Here is a 19,961-nt window from a genome sequence, read left to right as displayed (position 1 = left end):
TCACCTATTATTTTGTATATTTCATTTTTTCTCCAGATTGTACGCGTCCGTTAAAATGTTTAATACGGCAGTCAATTTCAAACCCTCGCATAATCAAGCCTTGTAACGGTGCTTGAACGAAGTAATATATTGGCCATAACAATTTCGGGATATAATCATATAAATGAATCATGACTAAGCGTGTACCTTTAATTTGTCTAAATTCTAATTTGCCTTGTTTCTTTTGATTACGTTTAATTATCGAACCTGAAATGAAATGTAACGTTATCAATCCTATATCGTCTTCAACTTTCTCCATTACTAGTAGTGGCTTAGATTTTTTACGGGCATAAATGAAGTATCTGCCATTCTCTTGATACGTATGCATCAATGTACCACGTGTATCATTCAGCCATTTCATAAAGTAATCTACTAGATACGTCAATGTCCATTTCCTAGGTAATATCATTCGCATCGCTGTTCTGATATCATCGTATTTAGACATTTGTAATTCAGCGTTAATATGTGGACGTTTAATTTGAGTGTTTGTCTTTTCAACAGGAACACCGTAATTCTCTAAACGCTGTACTGTCTCACTATCAAATCGACTGCCACTTACATACACTATTTTAGACACACCTTGTTGCGCTGCTGCTCTAGCAAAGTTATCTGCTGCAATTAGATTTAAATCTCGCGCAGTTGCTTGCGTTAATTTCGCTGAGTTCTTGTTAGGGTCCAAATAATAAACCGCAATATCCATTCCTTCCATAGCCTTTACAACATCAGTATAACTATAAATATCTCTTTTCAACCATGTTATGCGATTATTATTTTCTTTTTTGGTATTAGGATATTTCGATAAAGCATAAATATGTGCTTCTTCTTGAATCACATTACTTATATATTTGCCAATATAACCACTACCGCCTGCTAATAGCACATTTGGTTTCATTTTTGAAATTGCCCCTTTAGTTTAAAAAGTTTTTTATTTTATGTATATTTAAGAATTATTGCTATAATACCATGTAAGACACAATAGTTTATTAATTTGGGAGGAAGCCGTATGGCTCATATTATTCGTGAAATTAGTATAAAAGACGTTGAAGACTTTATAAAATTATTAAGCAAAATTTATGATGAATCTGAATACACACTATATAACCCTGGTGAATATACACCGAGCATTTCAAGCGTGAGCAATCACCTAGAACGCATTATCACTTCTCCAAGAAACACAGTTTACGTTGCAGAACAAGACGATCAATTGGTTGGTTATGCATTTATGACAACTGAAAATTACGAACGTAAACGTCATGAAGCGGTCATTACAATTGGCGTTAGACAGCTTTATCAGAAACACGGTATCGGTATGGCATTAGTAAACGCTGCTGAAGCTTGGTCGATTAACCATGATATTAGACGTATTGAAGCCTCTGTTGTCCCTGAAAATGCACGCGCAGTTGAACTCTTTAAAGCTTCAGGATTCAATATTGAAGGCGAATTAAAAGATAAATTGTACATTAACGGCCAATACTTCAATAAATATGTTATGGCCAAATTACTGATTTAATAATGATTTACCATCACTAATATTATACTCTAGTCATTAGAATATTAAACTAAATTACTACAAAGTTAATTTAAATTTTCAATTACTTCTAAGATTTCAACACCATCATCGCTAATAAAATAGAGAAATGGGAGTGGGACAGAATTCTTTTTAAATTCGTCGTCCCACCCCCGCAAGGATGACTAGAACTGAAAAAAGCTTGATTTAAGCGCATTTTCAGTTCAGTCAGCTACTGCGAATTTGCAAAATAACATCATCATATTATTTATGTCCCACTCCCACTGTTTTGGTTAGACATATCTTTTTATATAAACTACGCTCTAAACACCACAACACTATATAGTCATCATTGGACATAAGCTATGATGTTATGCGTCACTCACACGCTTTCTCATTATCATGTAACTAATGCTCGCGGCACACCGCTTCTAATACGGAGATAATGAAAAATGATTATCTGAACCTGTTGATCCATCAAATGGTGATTGGTAATTTTGTTCTACACCAGATGACGACGTATTTCTACTTAGGAATGCAAGTACACGTTTCATGTTCTCTTTAGATTCTGGTTTGTCTAGATGGAATTGATATTGATGATGTAAATGATGTGAACCATCATAAAACAATGTACTTACCGGTATATTCGCCTCTTTCAATTTGCGATAAAATTCAATGTTTTGACTATAGAAAGGATCCGCATCACCTACTGATAAATATGTTGAAGGATAATCCTTAGTCACTTGATTAATGGTTGACATTTGAGAAATATTTTTAAAATCAGTTTCCCAATGTGTTGCACCTGTATAACTATGCATAAACATTTGAATTCTTGGAAATTCAGTTTCTCTTACCGTCTTCATATCATAAAACCCACCGAAAAAGATAGCACCTTTAATTTGTGAGGGTGTAAAACGCTGTTCAAATCCCATTTCGTTTCGTAAAGTACTGTTTGTTTGCATCGCAACATATTGACTCGTTAGTTGTGCACCGGCAGAATCACCACCAATAATGACTTGGTTTAAATCGATTGGGAAACGGTCTTTATTATGCTTAATAAATTGAATGGCATCATCAAATTGAATAAGCGGTGTAGGATACTTATAGTTAGGCGCTAAAGCATAGTTAACGTTGACTACTACATATCCTTGCTCAACAATTTGAGATAGTAATGGATTTTTGTATTGTTTATCACCTGCAACATAGCCACCACCGTGCATCCAGAAGATAACCGGTAATTGAGTATCCTTATCTACATCATCAGGCATCATGATATCAAGTTGACTTTTAGGAAGATGATTATTGTATGTAATATTTTGAAATAGTTTGACGTTAGGGTTATTAATTTGAACTTTTTCACGCTGCTGTTTGCGTTTTTCACTTTCCTGTTGGTGGTGATATAACCCTAAAGCAACTACGATACTGACGATCATAATTGTGACACCAGTAATCATCGCCCACTTTTTCTGAGTATTCATTCCTTATGATCCTTTCAATTGATTATAGACGGTTTGTCCGCTTTTTTAATAGAAAAGGGAGTGGGACAGAATTCTTTTTAAATTCGTTGTCCCACCCCCGCAAGGGTGACTAGAACTGAGAAAAGCTTGAATTATGCGCCTTCTCAGTTCAGTCAGCTACTGCGAATTTGCAAAAATAGCTTCATTATATTATTTATGTCCCAACCTCTTTAACATTAAAACATTCAATTTAAATTGTAAAGTATAGCTGTTTTAAATCTAAGCGATATGGTCTTTATTATCACTCTTACGTAGATAATATTTAATTAATACTGCAACTACGATAAACAGACCGACAACACCCATGATGTTATAAAGGAAGTTAATTAAGTCTGCAAATCCTACAAAGCTTAGAATAAACGCAGCAACCATCATAATAGCAATGAAAATGTGATATTTTTTACTATATGGTTCTGTAAAACGTGCTGCAAATGAATAGCATAGTCCTAAAATTGTATTGTACATAACTGCTAACATAATGACAGTTAAAACAAGACCAATCCAAGGATGTATAGCATTAGCTAATGTTAATGTTGGAATTTCAACATTTTTAATTTTAGGATATTCAGATTGTAATGCAAAGTTGATTAAGGCTAATAAGATTGTGTAAATCACACCGCCAAACATTGCACCTCCACCTGAAATTTTACGTTTAGAAGCGTCGCCACCAATAGCAACAACCGTACTAAAGCCAACTGCAAAAGCTAGGCCTCCGTACATTAAGCCTCTAATTACACCCCAAAATGCACTTGTTTTATCAACTGTACTATTAACTTCGTTTAATGGAACGCTACCTGCAAATAAGTAGTAAACGGCAATAAGGATTACCATAATAATTAAGAATGGTGTTACGATACCAAGCGCGCTCACAATTTTGTTGAAGTCTAATAATAATGTTAAATAAATGACAATCGTCATAATTAAGGCACCTAACCATGTAGGTATACCAAAACTCTCTTGGAATGTTGAACCAGAGCCTGCAATCATAGTAACTGCAATACCGAATAAAAAGAATACTAATATATAATCGAAGATTTTGCTAAACTTTTCTCCGAATAAATATTGTAATGTTGACTCATGGTTTGTAGCTTCAAACGCGGTACCTATTTTAGCTACTTGTCTACCAATGAAACCAAGAATTAAACCTGAAATAAGTACACCGATATATGACCATAAACCATACGGTGTAAAGAATTGCATAACTTCTTGTCCAGTTGAGAATCCGGCACCTACTACAATGCCGACATAGGCGAAACCAATTTTTACAGCTTCTTTATTTAATCCCATGCGAAAATATAACCTCCTTAAATTTGACACATTGTGCATTATAACGTACTACAAATAATATGCAACAGTGTATACTAGTTGCGACACGCCGTTTATCGGCTATAACCACTATGTTATATACGCTTATTAAAGATTTAAAATTTCTAAAAAAATTATTATTCTTACCTCATTTTCCATAAATAAGTAACTAAGCACATCGTAATTTATGTTACGTTTATGATAAATATCACATTAGAAAAAATGAATGAAGCATTATAATTGGGAATGCTTTAAAGCCCAAATTAATAGAATGCTTGCAAAATCAAAAATAAAAATCATCTACAGTCAAAGGAAAATTGATGTGGGGTCTGTTTTTGAATTTATGAAGGCTACCTTGGGTTTCACTTGAATGTCTGTACAATGGATATATAAAGTCAAAAGAGAACTAGGATTTGGGAGTGGGACAGAATTCTTTTAAATTCGTCGTAACCCCAACTTGCTTAGCTTGTAAAATCACTTTCGTGATTTTTTGTGTTGGGGCCCCGACCCCAGCTTGCTTTGCTTGTAGAATTTCTTGATGAAATTCTCTTTGTTGGGGCCCCGCCCGCAAGGATGACTAGAACTGAGAAAAGCTTGATTTAAGCGCCTTCTCAGTTCAGTCAGCTACTGCGAATTTGCTAATTAGCATTATTATATTATTTATGTTCCAGACTCTTAATATAAGAAAAATAACAACTCAACGAGCTGAGAATAATCAGAAAAATTATAAAAAAGACAATTTCTATATTATTTCAATAGAAATTGTCTCTTTTCACTTATCCAGGAACTTTATGTCCCGGACCCTCTATCTTTCCTAATTAGAATTTCCATATTGTTGTAATTCGTTAATATCAACGACAACATTATCCATACGCTTAGCTGTTTCTTTAAGTGCATTTCTTGCAACATGATTACTTGGATCTAATTTCAAAATTTGTTTAGCTACTTTGAAAGCTTCAGAATCTGTAATAACAGGCTCTGGAATTGCGTGTAATAATAACATTTGCAATAGACTCTTAATTTCTTTACCATTTGTTAATTGGATGGATGCTTGCGCATGGTAGTACGCAGAATCTAATGCACCCTCAATTTCACTTAACGGATACACAAGTAATAGAAATGCTAAATCATGCAACTCAGACGTTTCTTCAAATTTAATCATATATAAAATACAAGTATAAAACATCATGCTTTCATGTTCATGTGCACATGAAATGTAGGCTTCTTCAAAATCTAGAAAGTCTGCTTTGGCCATTATCTGTCTAACTTGTTCAAATTCTCCACTTAAAACGTTTTCCTTGATGCTGTTTTGCATGACCTTGCCCACCTACTCTTTCGCTTTACTATAATAACCTATTTTATCACAATCATTTGTCATTTTCATTTTATAAATTACTTAATTATAAAATTTATTTTGCACATATCAATGATTATTATATTACAGCTGATTAACCTAGATTTTAGTCAAATGCATTTGCTTTAAATGACGTTTGTGCAACTTCTTGTATCGCTTCATCAGTAGTTCCACCAACTGACAATTTGACTGCTGCAGTGAAACTGCCTTCTACAATTGGTGCATCTATTTTCTTAATATGATGGGGGCCATCGTACATTTCAATCGCTAAATCGATATTCATTTCAGATGATCCTAAATCATAGAAACATAGTGCATCATCTTCTAGGTCATTGATAATATTTTGAATGTCATCAAATGAGGTACCTATACCGCCATCGACACCACCGTATGCGATAATGTTTACATCCTTGGCCATCTGATTAAGTAAAGATTTAGTGCCTTTCGCAATATCTGCACTATGGCTAATAATTATGATTGATGTCATTTGATATCATCTCCAATCAAAGCGCTTAAGATATACACCATACTTTGAGCACCGGGGTCAACATAACCTATTGAATCTTTTTTAAAGTATGCTGCACGTCCTTTTGTAGCTTCAATAGCTTTCGTATCAGTCGCAAATTGTTGCAATACTTCAAATGTTAATGTTTCTTCATTCTCTAAAGCTTCACGTGCACGATCTACAACATCAAACATAGTTTTCTCATTACGTTGCACTTTACCTCTTTGCGCAATCGCATTTGCAAATTCAGTAACGACAGCTTTTAAATTATCATTGTCAATATCATCTTTAACGACATTAGACATTTTAACAAAGCTAAATCCGTATAATGGACCAGATGCACCGCCAATATTTGACATTAATGCCATACCTGTTGTTTTAAACAGCGATGCCATACTACTATCATCTAGCTTATCTTTCAAACTTTTGAAGCCGCGTAACATATTAACACCATGATCACCGTCACCAATTGCTCTATCTAAATCTGTTAATACTGTTTCTTTTTCTGAAAAAGTTGTCTCCAAATCTAACAAACGTTGTTTCATTTCTTTAACATCCATTTTTATCACCTCAGTTGAAAGTAGTGTTTCTGTTAAAAGTAACGTGATGCTGTAGGCGCTTGTAAGGCTTTTAATAGCGCTTCATCGCTAGGTAATAGAGTAATTGAGAAACCTTGCATATCTAGTGAAGTCATGTAGTCACCAACAAACCATTGTGCGACTTCTCGGTTCTGTTCCTCTAAATAACGTGCGCTAAATTTAGTTACGATATTCAATTCAGATAATGGTGTACCTCCCATGCCATTAATCATAACGATTAATGATTGCGCTTGGCTTTCTTTGAGTAATCGACCCAATAATCGTTCAACGATACCATCTATTTCTTCATATTGAATGCGTTCAATGCCTTTTTCGCCATGAATACCTATGCCAATTTCAATATCATTGTCATCAATATCGAAGCCATATTGTCCTGTCGTCGGAACCATTGGTGGTGTAAGCGCCATACCAATACTTTTAATTTGAGAAGCAACTGCTTCACCTTTCTCTTTAATATCCTTTAATGTCATACCTTGTTCAGCTAAATAGCCTACATATTTATGCACAAATACTGTACCGGCAACACCACGTCTTTGTGTTGCTTCAGATACTGAAATGTCATCTTTAACAATAATCATTTCTACTTGAATGCCTTCCATTTCAGCCATCTCTTGCGCCATTTCAAAGTTCATTACATCACCGGCATAATTTTTAACAACTAATAGCACACCATCACCTGTATCGACAGCCTTGATTGCTTCTAATACTTTATCTGGTGTCGGTGAGGTGAAGACTTCCCCGCACACTGCTGCATCAAGCATTCCTTGTGCGACATACCCTGCGTGAGCGGGTTCATGACCACTACCGCCACCTGAAACAATTGCCACACCTTGAGATTTCTTGTGACGTCGTACGACAATCGTTTCTGCGATGATGTCGATATCATCATTTGCTATTACTAAACCATCCAACATGTCTTTTAAAAAGTGCTCTTTTTGTTTAATTAGCTTTTTCATATGCAATTTCCTCCCTTGGCTATCATCTCAATTATAAATCAAGCACAATGTATGCGCTAACATTTACATGCATGTCGTTATATTTTTCATTTTTTTACAAAAAAATTGGGAATGGACTAGATTTCGTCGTTATGCTAGAAAATCTATCCACTCCCGTGAGGATCACTCGTATCAATGAAAAATTTAGTATTGAACTACTTAGATACGAGATATTATATAGTGTCACTTTCGCTTTATTATATGCGTTTTGATTTATACATTAAGTAAATGAAATATGGTGCGCCGATAATAGCAACTACAATACCAGCAGGTACACCTGTTGGTTCGAGAATAATTTTACCAATCGTATCTGATAGAACAAGTAAGAAAGCACCTACTACAATTGAAATTGGTAAAAAGAGTTGATGGCGTGGTCCAATAATTGATTTTGCAATATGCGGCCCCATTAAACCAATAAATGCAATCGCACCTGCAACTGCAACAGCAATTGAAGATAATACAACCGCAATAAAGAATAGAACGATACGCTCGCGTTCAATCTTCACGCCAAGCCCTTTGGCAATATGCTCATGTGTATGAATTAAATTAAGCATATTAGATTTGTATAACAGAAATGGAATGATGATGATAAGCCATGGAATCGTTGCAATCACAAATGTCCAATCATCGCCCCAAATATTACCAGCAAACCAAGTCGCTATAAATTCTGACTGATCTTCGTTAAATTTTGACATAAGTGTAATAGAACCACCATATAAAGCTGTCTGCATCCCTACACCAATTAACACCATACTTGAAGGTGTAATGCCATCTCTTTGATTCACACTAAATAAAAAGATAATAATAGCGGTTGCTACGCCACCAACAATACTTATTAGCGGTAATACATATACAAAATTATCTGGATTAATATGACCAATTGAAATAAATAAAGCAATAGCAAAACCACCGCCAGCATTAATACCTAAAATACCTGGTTCGGCAATTGGATTCTTAGTGACACTTTGAATAATAGCACCACTTAAACTAAGCGCTGCACCTGCTAAAATCGTAATTAACATTCTAGGAAATCTAAATTCCATTAAAATTAATTGATCATAATATTCACCTTGACCAATAAGCGTCTTTAAAAATCGATCTACGGGTATCTTATACTCTCCAGAAGACACACTCCATGTACATGCTGCTAATAATAGTATTGAAAAGATGATTAACGTAATGATTTGTTTACGTCTTAATTTTGGATGTATCATATTGTGCGCCCCCCTCTTTTAACTAAATATAAGAAGTAAGGTACGCCAATAAACGAAATAATAGCGCCCACTGGTGCCTCACCTAACATACGTGCAATGGTATCAGCTAATATCATGAGCAAACCGCCTGACAACGCAGTTAATGGTAATACCTTGGCGTAATCAGTACCCACTAAAAATCTAACAATATGAGGTACCATTAATCCGACAAAGGCAATTTGTCCTACCATAGACACGGCAACACCAGCTAAAATCATCGTTAAGAATAGACTCACACCACGAATCATCGTGATATTCTGTCCTAATCCTTTCGCAAGGGTTTCACCTAAATTTAAAATCGTTAGTTGTTTACTCATTGCTATAATGATTATGATAGCAATAATAATTACTGGGCCACTCCACATAAGTTGCTTCCAAGTCGTACCTGAAACACCACCGGCAGTCCAGAATGTTAGTGTTTGGTTTAGTTTAAATGTTAACGCAATACCCTGACTTAAAGCCGTTAATAATGCACTTACAGCAGCACCGGCTAAAATAATTCTCATAGGGTTAAACCCATCTCGTCTAGATCGCCCTATCGTTAAGACGATAAAGCCACCTAGCATTGCGCCTAAAAACCCTGCAAACATAAGCATTAAAAATGGCGCCGAGGGATAAATGGCAAACGTTAATGCCAACGCAAATGAAGCACCTGAATTCAAACCAATTAGACTCGGATCAGCGAGCCCGTTTTTTGTTACACCTTGAATCACAGCACCTGCAACTGACAGTGCCATACCTACTAATACCGCACCTAAATCACGCGGTATACGTATCTCACTAATAATGTTATGTTGTTGGTTTTTAGGATTATAATGAAAAATAGCATCCATAATAGTTGAAAAACTAATTTTTGCTTCGCCTATCAAGATAGATACGAGCAATGCGCCTATTAACAACACAAAGACTAAAATCATATAGCCAATAAAACCGATGTTTACTTTTTTATCTTTCTCCATCATGATAAATTCCCTTTTCTTAGTTTATCTATATATTATGAATAATTACGTTGGAATAAGTCATATGTGACTAATAATGGTTTCCCTGTACGTGGATCTGTACTAAGCACGACATCAATATTGAATACTTGTTCTAAAATATCTTTCGTTAGCACGTCTTCCGTAGGGCCACAAGCAATGATATCACCTTTCTTCATTGCAATAAGATGATCAGAAAAACGAATCGCTTGATTAATGTCATGTAAGACCATGACGATTGTGCAACCTTGTTCTTTATTTAATTGTTGTACTAATTCTAATATTTCTAATTGATGTGAGATATCTAAATATGTCGTAGGCTCATCTAAGAAAATGATGTCTGTTTTTTGAGCAAGTGCCATCGCAATCCAAACACGTTGGCGTTGACCACCACTTAAATCATTAATAGAGCGATGTCTAAATTCAGAAGTTCCAGTAACAGTCAAAGCCCAATCAATTTCTTTCTTATCTTCAGCAGATAGTCGTCCAAATCCTTTTTGATGTGGGAAACGACCATAAGACACAAGTTCTCCAACTGTAAGGCCATCTGCTACTTCAGGTGTTTGTGGTAATATCGCAATTTTTTTAGCAATCTCTTTTGTAGACTGTGTATGAATATTTTCACCATCTAATTGAATTTCACCATTTTTTATTGTTAGTAAGCGCGATAATGCTTTTAATAATGTAGATTTACCGCAACCATTAGGGCCAATAATTGACGTAACTTTGCCATCCGGAATTTCTACATCTAAATTGTTAATAATCGTATGATCCCCATAACCTATTTCCACTTGTTGTGCTTTTAAACGATTCATGCTTTCCCTACTTTCATAATAAATAGCTTTGGATATGATTGAAATAGTCAATTGATAATAATTATCATAGTCAATAGATGTATTATAACATCTTTGCAAACAACTGACTATTTGTAATTAATGCACAAAAGGTTAGGCATTTTATGGATTGGCAGAGTCATTTAACCTTTACCAATCAATGAAAACACCTAACCTCATTCATTCACTATTATCAATTATTCATCAATTAAAAATCCATTGCCATATACATCTCTCACATCATGGACAACTAAAAAGGCATGATTATCAATCTTACGTATCATTTTCTTTGCTTTAGATACTTGTGTTTTCGCAACAACAACATAAAGGACGTCTTTTTCTTCACGACTATAATAGCCTCGCCCATCTAAGATGGTAAGGCCACGCCCTACTTGTTCATCTATTGCCTTCGCTACTTGGTCTGGCTTACTTGAAATAATTGTCATTGCTTTTTTAGTATTTAAACCTTCAATCACATATTCCATCACTTTTGTACCTATGTACAGTGAAATAACTGTCACTAATGCCATTTGTAAAGGTAGTACCGTTAACGATATAAGTACAACAATTAAATCGAAAAATAACAAGGCATATGCCGTACTAACATCTAAATATTTATTAGCAATTTGGGCTAGTATCGTTGTTCCTGCAGTGGTACCACCGGCGAGAACTATAATACCAATACCTAATCCAACACAAGAGCCACCAAAAACGGCATTAATGATGACATTTCCTGTTTCAACATGCCACTGCTCAGTTAAACTCAAGAAAACGGAGATCAATACAGTTGCTATTATAGTCAATACCATACTTTTTTTACTTAAAAATTTATATCCAACTATGATGAGTAATGCATTAGCTACAAAATTTGTAATGGCTGGAGAAATGTGAAACGCATAATATAGAACAATAGCTATACCTGTTACCCCACCTTCTCCTAAATTACCTGAGATAATGAACGCATTTACCCCAGCTGAAAATATGAAAGAGCCTAGTATGACCAAAAGTAAATCTTTAATATTTTTATTCACATATACCAACCCCTTTAATTGTAATATCACTAAAAATGTTAGCACATTCACTAGCAAGGCTACAATATTCATTTTGAAAAGGGATTAAAACCATGAATGTTTAACCATATCATTGTCTTGTCTCTCGTTTGAATCCTCATTATAAATAAAGAGAATCATAAATAAATATAAATTTTCTGAATTTTTTGTTTACTTTAGCGATTCCTTTTGCTATAATGTGTATAACTTCTTAATAAGAGAAGTTATCTCCTTTGTGTTGTTTATAGTAACAAAACAAATTTTGCTCGAAGTACTGTGACAGTACCTAGTCCTTACCGTTACAAGTACATTAATATTCATTTCCCATAAAAACCAAGTATATAGAGTGTCTCCTCACTCTACATACTTGGTTTTTATCATTTATCTTAAAATTATCAATCATTATAATATCGATAGCTTGTCTGTCTCACCCAAAAACGAAAAAAACTGAGAAAAGAGGCTGGGACATAAATAATATAATGAAGCTATTTTGCAAATTCGCAGTAGCTGACTGAACTGAGAAGGCGCTTAAATCAAGCTTTTCTCAGTTCTAGTCACCCTTGCGGGGGTGGGACGACGAATTCAAAAAGAATTCTGTCCCACTCCCATCTTCTCAGTTCATTTAGCTACTGTGCATAAACAACATCACTTTTATGAATCATACGTATCTTAGATTTCATTAATTGAATAAGTATAAATGATATCTTCTTACCAAGCGAATAATCCAACAAACGCTGCAGTAAGTAATGACACTAAAATACCTGCTAATAACATCATTGGTACATATTTAGATACAAAATCTGATGTTTTTTTATCAACAATCCCTTTTAACGTTCCTACAATCATGCCAATCGTTGAGAAGTTGGCAAATGAAACTAAGAATGTTGAAATGACTGCTCTTCTATGTGGACTATATGAATCTACTACTTTACTAATTTCACCCATAACTACAAATTCATTCGTAACAATTTTCTTAGCCATTTGTTGCGCAACGATCCATGCTTCTCCCCATGGTAAACCAAGTAAAAGTGCAAATGGATACATAAATAAACCTAAAATTTGATTCAAGCCGAAACTGCCTTTTACACCAATCCATCCACCAACAAGACCTGTAATCAGATTTATAAAGCGATCAATTAAGTCTGCTAAAGCAACAAAGCTAATGACGAAAGCAATAATGATTAATACCAGTTTACCCGCATTCAATACAGAATCACCTAGGAATGAGAAGAATGGTTGACGTTCAACTGCTTCATCATTCTTAATGCTATAAATGATATCTTCTTGCTCTTCAACACTTACTGGATTCAAGATTGAAGAAACAATAATCGCATTGATAATATTTAAAGGTATTGCAGTTAATACAAGTTCACCAGGTATCATTTGTACATATGCCCCAACAATGGCACCAGAGATAGAACTCATTGACATCATAGCTACAGTTAATACACGCATTTCATTCATGCGTTTAAGTTGTTCATTAGATACAGCTAACGCTTCAGTATTACCTAAGAACATCATTTCAATACCGAAGAATGATTCAAATTTAGGTTGACGTGTAACCTTAGCTAGTACCCAACCAATACCACCTATAACTTTAGGTAGAATGTTGAAATACATTAAAACGTCAAACAATGGTACAACAAGTAGAATTGGGAATAGCGCACTAATCGCCATATCCATTTGTTTACCGCTAGTAAAGCTGCTAAATGCAAACCCTGTTCCAGTGTGTGCGGATTGAATTACCCATGCAATTGCTGAAGCTAATCCTTCTACAATCGTTCTCCCAATTTGGAAATAAACAAAGAACCATGCTAAAAACAAGTTTAAAACAACAAGAATTAAAATAGATTTCCATTGGATATTTTTGCGATCTCTTGAAAATAATACTGCAATTCCCAAAAATGCAAGTAACCCAATGATGTTAATCACTAAAAACATAAGGCACCTACCTGACTAAATTTTTATGACGTGATGTCATGGCATGTTTATATAACAGAACCGTACTTTAAACTCTAATTAACCCCAAAAGTTCCGTTAATAATATATTTCTCATTATACCATGAGGCAATGTTCGAGAAAATATAGATTCGTCAAATTAACATAAATGAAAAAGCGCGAGACAGATTTCGTTTTGAAATCATTGTCTCACGCTCTCTACTTGCTTTACTTATCGTTGTTCATGCTGACCATCTATTTGCTATAACCCTAGATTGGGTTTTAGAAAAACTTAGTATACATGTCTTTTAAATTCGGGTAGTGATTTTACAATACAGCATCACACTATGGTTGGTTACAGGTGTGTTTTACATTCATTTAATCATGGTTCTTTTCAATATCATGATAAATATAATCACCAATATACTGAGACGCTTTTCCGTTCTCTATTGAGCAGAAATCATTATAAAATGCTTCGATTTTATCTTTATATTTTACTTTATGTTGTTCAATTTGTTTTAATTCTTTAGCCAATTTAAATTCATCTGTAATGATTTCACCAGGTAGATCATTCATATAATCCATGTAGAAACCACGTAGTCCTTTATCATATTTTTCTATATCATAGGCAAAGAAAAATTGTGGGCGTTTTAAGATACCAAAATCAAACATAACAGATGAATAATCAGTTATTAACGCATCAGAAATGAGGTATAATTCCGAAATATCGCTATAATTTGATACATCGATTGCAAAGTCGTCAAATCCATGTAAATCTAACGCATTAGCAATAAGATAATGCATTCTTAGTAAGATGACATAGTCATCGCCAATTTCTTTTTGGAGATTTGCCAAATTAATTTTCAAATCGAATAAGTATTGGCCTTTCTTCACAAACTCATCATCTCTCCAAGTTGGTGCATACATAATGACTTTTTTATCTGCAGGTAAATTTAAATTACGCTTAATTTGTTCAATATATTCAGTATCATTTTGACGATTAACTAAAACATCATTTCTTGGGTATCCAATTTCCCAGATACGATCTTCGTCCATCCAAAATGCAGATTTGAAAATATTTGAAGAATATCTATTAGGTGATACCAAACGATCCCAACGCGATGCTTCAGCATAGAAATTCTTCTTATAGTTTGCAGTAGTTGTGCCAGGCATTCTAACCACTTTCATATCGTTAGCTAAACGTTTTAATGGTGTTCCATGCCAAGTCTGAATATACATTTGATTCTCTTTTTTATTTAAATATAGTGGCAATCTAGCATTTGTCACCCAATATTTTGCTTTAGCATAGGCATCATAATACGCTTTTGATCCCTTTTTAACTTTAGTTGCATTGCCTGGAACAATGTTATTTTCAGGCTTAGAAAAGACCCATATATAATTTAAATGTGGATAATGTGTCTGCATGTATTCATAGATATACTTAGGACTATCGCTGTAGTTTTTACCGCCGAACGCTTCAAATACAATGGTATTTGGATCGACCATAGCCTCATTATCACTGAGTTGATATTTTGAACGTTCTTTCATTTTGCTATTTAACAAAATATTTTTAACTAAGCGTGTTTTATTACGCAAATCATTAACATATTTAGCATTTTCAATATTATCCATAGATAAGAATACTATTTCTAAATTGTATAATATCTTTCCATCTTTAAAGATGTCCCATTTGATTGCTTTAACAATCTTAATCAATACATCTTCAAGTGTTACATATCGAGATTTTATATCTCTAAGGGCTGGATCGAAGCCGCTTTTAATTTCATTTTTCATTCTGTTGATCAAGAAATGTTTGACGCGTTTATCATTAGTTCGTCGCATTGCATCAAAGAAACTATTAACGTGATCTTCAAATTTATTTGTAAAGTCTTGATCACTTAAGGTATTACCATAAAACGGATCATAGACTTCGCCACGATAATAGAATGGGAAATTAGTAATTCTAACGAAACGCTCTGCATATTTTAAATATTCCAACACAAATGATGTATCTGCATATATACTTAATGACTCATTAAATTGAATTTGGTGTGCTTTAATGATGGCATTTTTAAACAGAATATTACATGCTGATTCTTTTCTCAAAATTGAGTTTGGACTTTTTTGATGCGTATCATATTGCATACGCACTCTGTCTTTATCTACATATTGTGGACGTTGACTTCTAAATTTATGAATAGGTGCAATCAATGTATCTAAACCATTTACGTGTTGTAGGTAAAAATCAACAGCATAGGATGCTAATTGATCATCCGCATCTAGGAATAGTACATATTGCCCATGCGCTTGTTCTAAAGCTACATTACGTGCATGTGCGTGACCAGTATTTTCTTGTAACTGAATGAAGTGAACGTCTTTGTCATATGTCTTTAACGTTTCTTGTAGTCGTTCTGTTGAACGATCAGTTGAACCATCATCGACAATAATAACGTCGAAGTCTTGGTTTCTTTGACTTTTCAAGCTGTGAATACACTCACTAATATAATCTTCATTATTAAAATACGTAATAATAATCGATAATTTATTCAATATATTTCTCTCCAATTTTCTAATTATTCATCGTATGCGTCACGTCATTGATGAGGGATTGGTAGTTCATTAATGCTTGTTCTACACTAAATTTTTCACTTAATTTTACATCTTTGAAATGGATATTTCTAGCCATTTCCATTGCATTCGCAAACCCTTCAATGTCATCTTTTTCCACAAGTATACCATTTTCGTGATTCCGAATTAACTCACTTGGTCCATAGCGTACATTATACGAAATAACAGGACAACCACAATTAATACTTTCCATAATGGATAACCCAAAGCCCTCATATCGACTTGTTAGAAGGGAAGCAATTGCCTTTGGAAATACTTCTTTAGGCGTATTCGTGTGCCCTTTAAAAATAACTTTATCTTCAAGTTGAAGCGTTCTAACTAGTTGTTTGAGCTTGTTTAAATTACCTTCTTTATCATCGCCATACACTAAAAGTTTAGATGAATACCCTTTTTTCAAATACATATCGAATGCTTTGATAATATGATCAATCTGCTTTTCAGAAGCTAATCTACCAATAAAACAAAATTGATCTTCAACAGCATCTCGATGATTTGATTGCGCTATGTCTAGAAAATGAGGTATCACCTCTATTTTATTATCATCTATATCAAATTGCGATTGAATATCACGTTTTTGGTAATCGGTTAAAACAACATATTTGTCAATCTTTTCATGATTATCAAGCGCAAGCTTATACGAATGACGAACGTTATGATCTTGTAAATGGTTACTATGAAACATTAATATACGCTTAATATTATTTTCACACTCAATCAATGGTCTGTCGAGTAAGCGTGCATCATTGAATACGATACTTCCATCTGCTAAAACATGATTGTAATAATACGTAAATAAAGCTTTTTCTTTTTTGAAGATGCGCGTTTCACCTTGCTTAGTGAAATGTTGTATATCAATCAATTGATTCTTTTGATCGTTCATAAAATGTTTCTTTAAATACATGTTACCCTTTTTATCGTAATATTCTTCCGATGTTTTGATGGCTGTTACGTCGTCAAAATAATCAATTTTATGCAGTCTACCGTTCAAAGTAAATGATTTGCGTTTAGCTATCTTTTGCGTATTGGGATTTATTGTATCTTCAAACTTAATCACCTGTCTGTCCGTATAATATCTACGAAACAATACGTATGTCTGATCTTTATAATACTTTACGCTATCTCCTTCTTGAACAGCTTCCAATCCGCGTATCTTAACCTTCGTTTGGATGGGTAACTTTCGAAATAATTTAGGTTCAACAGGCTCCTCTAATAATTTATAATTCGCCAACCAGTCATATATGTTTTCAATGACTGTGTTGTCAGTAATTAACTTTTTATTTCTAAAAATGCGATATACATTTTTATAATTAGCGTTATAATTCGTCGTTAAAATCGTAGATGTTTGTCCCAATTGTGTTTCTAAAAATTGTATTCTATGCAATAAAGATTTTGTTCTTCCACCATGTGTAGGCGGCAAAGTAGATGTTATTGTATATAGCATAGTCATTCTCCAATCTCATATCTTAATGATGTAAATGTTTATATGTCGCTTAATTAGTGTCGATTATTCCACAATCGCCTTCATAACTCAAAGCATATCTATTATTTCAGGGTTACTTATTTAAAAAAGTAGCTGGAACTATTATTAGTCCCAACTACACACACCGCGCATTATTCAGTTAGGTTTTGTGTTGTAACAAATTGATGATATTTGTCATGGTTACGCATTAATTCAATATGCGTACCTTCTCCTGTCACTTTACCTTGATCTAAGAAAATGATTTTACCCGCTTTTTTAATAGTTGAAAGACGGTGGGCAATAACTATCGTTGTTCTACCTTCCATGAGAACTTCTAATGCCTCTTGGATTTTTTGTTCACTCTCACTATCTAAATTTGCAGTCGCTTCGTCTAATAATAAAATATCAGGATTCTTCACGAAACTACGTGCAATATCAATACGTTGTCTTTGACCACCCGATAATTTCAGTCCTCGTTCTCCTACTAACGTGTCATAGCCGTCATCAAACTGCATGATGAAGTCATGACAATTTGCTAATTTAGCATATTTAATCAATTCTTCATCTGATACTTCTCGATTAATACCATATAGAATGTTGTCACGTATTGTACCGCTCATCATAGAATTCGATTGCATGACATAACCAATCTTATTACGCCAATTTGTGATAGGTACATCATAAATACTTTGGGTGCCATACTTAATATCTCCAGATTCAATGTCATACATACGTTCAATCAGATTGAATATTGTACTTTTACCTGAACCTGATGGCCCAACAAATGCACTGACCTCGCCTTGAGGAATACGGAAAGATACATTGTTGAGAATGGTTTTGATATCATATTTGAAATCAACATTTTCAAATGACAATTCGCCATCGTTGATTGAAATATGATCTATAGGTTGCAAATCTTCCATTGGTTCAATAGGTTCTTGCATAATTTCAAAGATCCTACTACTTGCACCCACTGCCTTTTTATAGTCTGTAACTAATGTTGAAAGATTCATTAATGGCATTGATAATTGCATCACATAAAAAATCATTGAAATGAGTGCACCCGCTGTGATTGCACCAGTTGCTATTCTTATCGCACCGAAACCTAAGATAACTGCAATCATTAATAACATAATTACACTTGAAATAGGTTGAATCACTGCAGTAATTTTGGCTTGTCGTAGACCCAAATTATAAATTTCACGTAAGTTACTATGCGCATTATTTAACTCTTGTTTCTCTGTATTCGATACTTTAACTAATCGCATCTCAGTTAACACACGTCCTAATAATCCACTAAAGTTCGCAATTTCAGTTTGTGTATTCATTGATATCTTTTGCATTTTACGTCCTAGTGGAATCATGATCGCCATAAATATCGGAATAGCAATAAATGTTAATAATGTCATTTGCCAATCCATAATAAATAGCATGACGATTGACCCAATGAGCGTTATAACTGCTGGTAGTAATTGTGGCAATTTCTGTGAAATAAATTCATTAATAACCTTTGTATCGTCTGTCAAACGACTCATTAGCTGTCCGCTTTCATTCTTATCAAAAAATGGCATCTTTAATTTAATGATATGTCCCCATAATATGGATCGAATATCATAAATCATTTTTTCACCAATTTTACTTAGTAAATAAATACCTATACCACTTAATAGTGCATTGGCAATAAATATACCTGCAAATAATAGAACGATATTCCAATTAATACTACTTGTAGAGAATTTATCAACCAGCCGTCCGGTAAATAGCGGAATTAACAGACCACTAATACTCCCTAGAGAAGAAATTATGATTGCCGCGATAATTAGTCCATATGGCCACGACAAACGTTTAAATAAGAAAAATAATGGATTTTGTCCTTTCATATATTAGCCCTCTTTTTATATTCATTTTAAAAATTTAATTATCTCATTTTCCAAGTATAAAGCTTTAGCAAAAAAATTCATATAAACATACTTATATGATAAAATATTTTAGTTGAAATTTTG

At 34.0% G+C, this 19,961-nt stretch carries 16 protein-coding genes; 1 reads left to right on the top strand and 15 read right to left on the bottom strand.

Features of this window, described 5'->3' with window-relative positions; genetic code table 11:
* Positions 1–7: 7 nt before the first annotated feature.
* Positions 8–931, bottom strand: coding sequence for an NAD(P)H-binding protein (locus tag KA909_RS01280; protein ID WP_075108287.1), 924 nt, complete (start codon positions 929–931; stop codon positions 8–10).
* 111 nt (positions 932–1,042) lie between these two features.
* Here KA909_RS01280 and KA909_RS01275 point away from each other — a divergent pair, with 111 nt between their 5' ends.
* Positions 1,043–1,549 carry a GNAT family N-acetyltransferase gene (locus tag KA909_RS01275; RefSeq protein WP_075108288.1) on the top strand — a complete coding sequence of 169 codons (507 nt, stop codon included), beginning with the start codon at positions 1,043–1,045 and terminating at the stop codon, positions 1,547–1,549.
* 428 nt (positions 1,550–1,977) lie between these two features.
* Here KA909_RS01275 and KA909_RS01270 read toward each other — a convergent pair whose 3' ends face one another.
* The 14 genes from KA909_RS01270 to KA909_RS01205 all read right to left on the bottom strand — a co-directional run bounded on the left by KA909_RS01270 (position 1,978) and on the right by KA909_RS01205 (position 19,838).
* A complete protein-coding gene (locus KA909_RS01270; RefSeq protein ID WP_210129884.1) occupies positions 1,978–3,024 on the bottom strand; it encodes an alpha/beta hydrolase in 1,047 nt (348 codons plus the stop codon).
* Positions 3,025–3,282: 258 nt separating this feature from the next.
* Entirely contained in the window at positions 3,283–4,350 is a 1,068-nt protein-coding gene (locus KA909_RS01265; protein WP_193839666.1) for a YkvI family membrane protein, read from the bottom strand.
* A gap of 832 nt (positions 4,351–5,182) precedes the next feature.
* Positions 5,183–5,683 carry a hypothetical protein gene (locus tag KA909_RS01260; protein ID WP_053030666.1) on the bottom strand — a complete coding sequence of 167 codons (501 nt, stop codon included), beginning with the start codon at positions 5,681–5,683 and terminating at the stop codon, positions 5,183–5,185.
* Between the two features lie 145 nt (positions 5,684–5,828).
* The gene (dhaM, locus tag KA909_RS01255) at positions 5,829–6,209 is read right to left on the bottom strand and encodes a dihydroxyacetone kinase phosphoryl donor subunit DhaM (RefSeq protein WP_075108867.1); all 381 of its coding nucleotides are present in this window, start codon (positions 6,207–6,209) and stop codon (positions 5,829–5,831) included.
* Positions 6,206–6,787, bottom strand: a complete 582-nt coding sequence (gene dhaL, locus KA909_RS01250; protein WP_075108866.1) for a dihydroxyacetone kinase subunit DhaL — start codon at positions 6,785–6,787, stop codon at positions 6,206–6,208. Before dhaL ends, dhaM begins: the two co-directional genes overlap by 4 nt.
* 32 nt (positions 6,788–6,819) lie before the next feature.
* Entirely contained in the window at positions 6,820–7,782 is a 963-nt protein-coding gene (gene dhaK / locus KA909_RS01245; protein ID WP_193839667.1) for a dihydroxyacetone kinase subunit DhaK, read from the bottom strand.
* 236 nt (positions 7,783–8,018) lie between these two features.
* Complete coding sequence (locus KA909_RS01240; RefSeq protein ID WP_210129883.1) at positions 8,019–9,035, bottom strand: FecCD family ABC transporter permease; 1,017 nt, start codon at positions 9,033–9,035, stop codon at positions 8,019–8,021.
* Positions 9,032–9,991 carry a FecCD family ABC transporter permease gene (locus tag KA909_RS01235; protein WP_398577053.1) on the bottom strand — a complete coding sequence of 320 codons (960 nt, stop codon included), beginning with the start codon at positions 9,989–9,991 and terminating at the stop codon, positions 9,032–9,034. Before KA909_RS01235 ends, KA909_RS01240 begins: the two co-directional genes overlap by 4 nt.
* Before the next feature lie 77 nt (positions 9,992–10,068).
* The gene (locus tag KA909_RS01230) at positions 10,069–10,866 is read right to left on the bottom strand and encodes an ABC transporter ATP-binding protein (protein WP_053030677.1); all 798 of its coding nucleotides are present in this window, start codon (positions 10,864–10,866) and stop codon (positions 10,069–10,071) included.
* Between the two features lie 215 nt (positions 10,867–11,081).
* Entirely contained in the window at positions 11,082–11,915 is an 834-nt protein-coding gene (locus KA909_RS01225) for a YitT family protein (RefSeq protein WP_053030679.1), read from the bottom strand.
* A 726-nt stretch (positions 11,916–12,641) separates the two neighbouring features.
* Positions 12,642–13,874 (bottom strand): NupC/NupG family nucleoside CNT transporter, encoded by a 1,233-nt coding sequence (locus KA909_RS01220; RefSeq protein WP_070854508.1) that lies wholly within the window; start codon positions 13,872–13,874, stop codon positions 12,642–12,644.
* A 375-nt stretch (positions 13,875–14,249) separates the two neighbouring features.
* Positions 14,250–16,421, bottom strand: coding sequence for a bifunctional glycosyltransferase/CDP-glycerol:glycerophosphate glycerophosphotransferase (locus tag KA909_RS01215; RefSeq protein ID WP_193839670.1), 2,172 nt, complete (start codon positions 16,419–16,421; stop codon positions 14,250–14,252).
* Between the two features lie 19 nt (positions 16,422–16,440).
* Positions 16,441–17,946: a glycosyltransferase gene (locus KA909_RS01210; RefSeq protein ID WP_245339324.1), complete on the bottom strand. Its 1,506-nt coding sequence runs from the start codon at positions 17,944–17,946 to the stop codon at positions 16,441–16,443.
* A gap of 164 nt (positions 17,947–18,110) precedes the next feature.
* Entirely contained in the window at positions 18,111–19,838 is a 1,728-nt protein-coding gene (locus tag KA909_RS01205; protein ID WP_193839672.1) for an ABC transporter ATP-binding protein, read from the bottom strand.
* Positions 19,839–19,961: the final 123 nt, after the last annotated feature.

The organism is Staphylococcus sp. GDX8P54P (genome assembly GCF_017893165.1).
Taxonomy (GTDB): Bacteria; Bacillota; Bacilli; order Staphylococcales; family Staphylococcaceae; genus Staphylococcus; species Staphylococcus borealis.
Note: the sequence above shows the minus strand (reverse complement) of the source record. Positions and strands in the feature narration are given on the sequence as shown.

Excerpts from the sequence above, each read along its gene's own strand:
- KA909_RS01280 (WP_075108287.1), bottom strand. The coding sequence starts at position 931 with ATGAAACCAAATGTGCTATTAGCAGGCGGTAGTGGTTATATTGGCAAA.
- KA909_RS01275 (WP_075108288.1), top strand. The coding sequence starts at position 1,043 with ATGGCTCATATTATTCGTGAAATTAGTATAAAAGACGTTGAAGACTTT.
- KA909_RS01270 (WP_210129884.1), bottom strand. The coding sequence starts at position 3,024 with ATGAATACTCAGAAAAAGTGGGCGATGATTACTGGTGTCACAATTATG.
- KA909_RS01265 (WP_193839666.1), bottom strand. The coding sequence starts at position 4,350 with ATGGGATTAAATAAAGAAGCTGTAAAAATTGGTTTCGCCTATGTCGGC.
- KA909_RS01260 (WP_053030666.1), bottom strand. The coding sequence starts at position 5,683 with ATGCAAAACAGCATCAAGGAAAACGTTTTAAGTGGAGAATTTGAACAA.
- dhaM (WP_075108867.1), bottom strand. The coding sequence starts at position 6,209 with ATGACATCAATCATAATTATTAGCCATAGTGCAGATATTGCGAAAGGC.
- dhaL (WP_075108866.1), bottom strand. The coding sequence starts at position 6,787 with ATGGATGTTAAAGAAATGAAACAACGTTTGTTAGATTTGGAGACAACT.
- dhaK (WP_193839667.1), bottom strand. The coding sequence starts at position 7,782 with ATGAAAAAGCTAATTAAACAAAAAGAGCACTTTTTAAAAGACATGTTG.
- KA909_RS01240 (WP_210129883.1), bottom strand. The coding sequence starts at position 9,035 with ATGATACATCCAAAATTAAGACGTAAACAAATCATTACGTTAATCATC.
- KA909_RS01235 (WP_398577053.1), bottom strand. The coding sequence starts at position 9,991 with ATGATTTTAGTCTTTGTGTTGTTAATAGGCGCATTGCTCGTATCTATC.
- KA909_RS01230 (WP_053030677.1), bottom strand. The coding sequence starts at position 10,866 with ATGAATCGTTTAAAAGCACAACAAGTGGAAATAGGTTATGGGGATCAT.
- KA909_RS01220 (WP_070854508.1), bottom strand. The coding sequence starts at position 13,874 with ATGTTTTTAGTGATTAACATCATTGGGTTACTTGCATTTTTGGGAATT.
- KA909_RS01210 (WP_245339324.1), bottom strand. The coding sequence starts at position 17,946 with ATGACTATGCTATATACAATAACATCTACTTTGCCGCCTACACATGGT.
- KA909_RS01205 (WP_193839672.1), bottom strand. The coding sequence starts at position 19,838 with ATGAAAGGACAAAATCCATTATTTTTCTTATTTAAACGTTTGTCGTGG.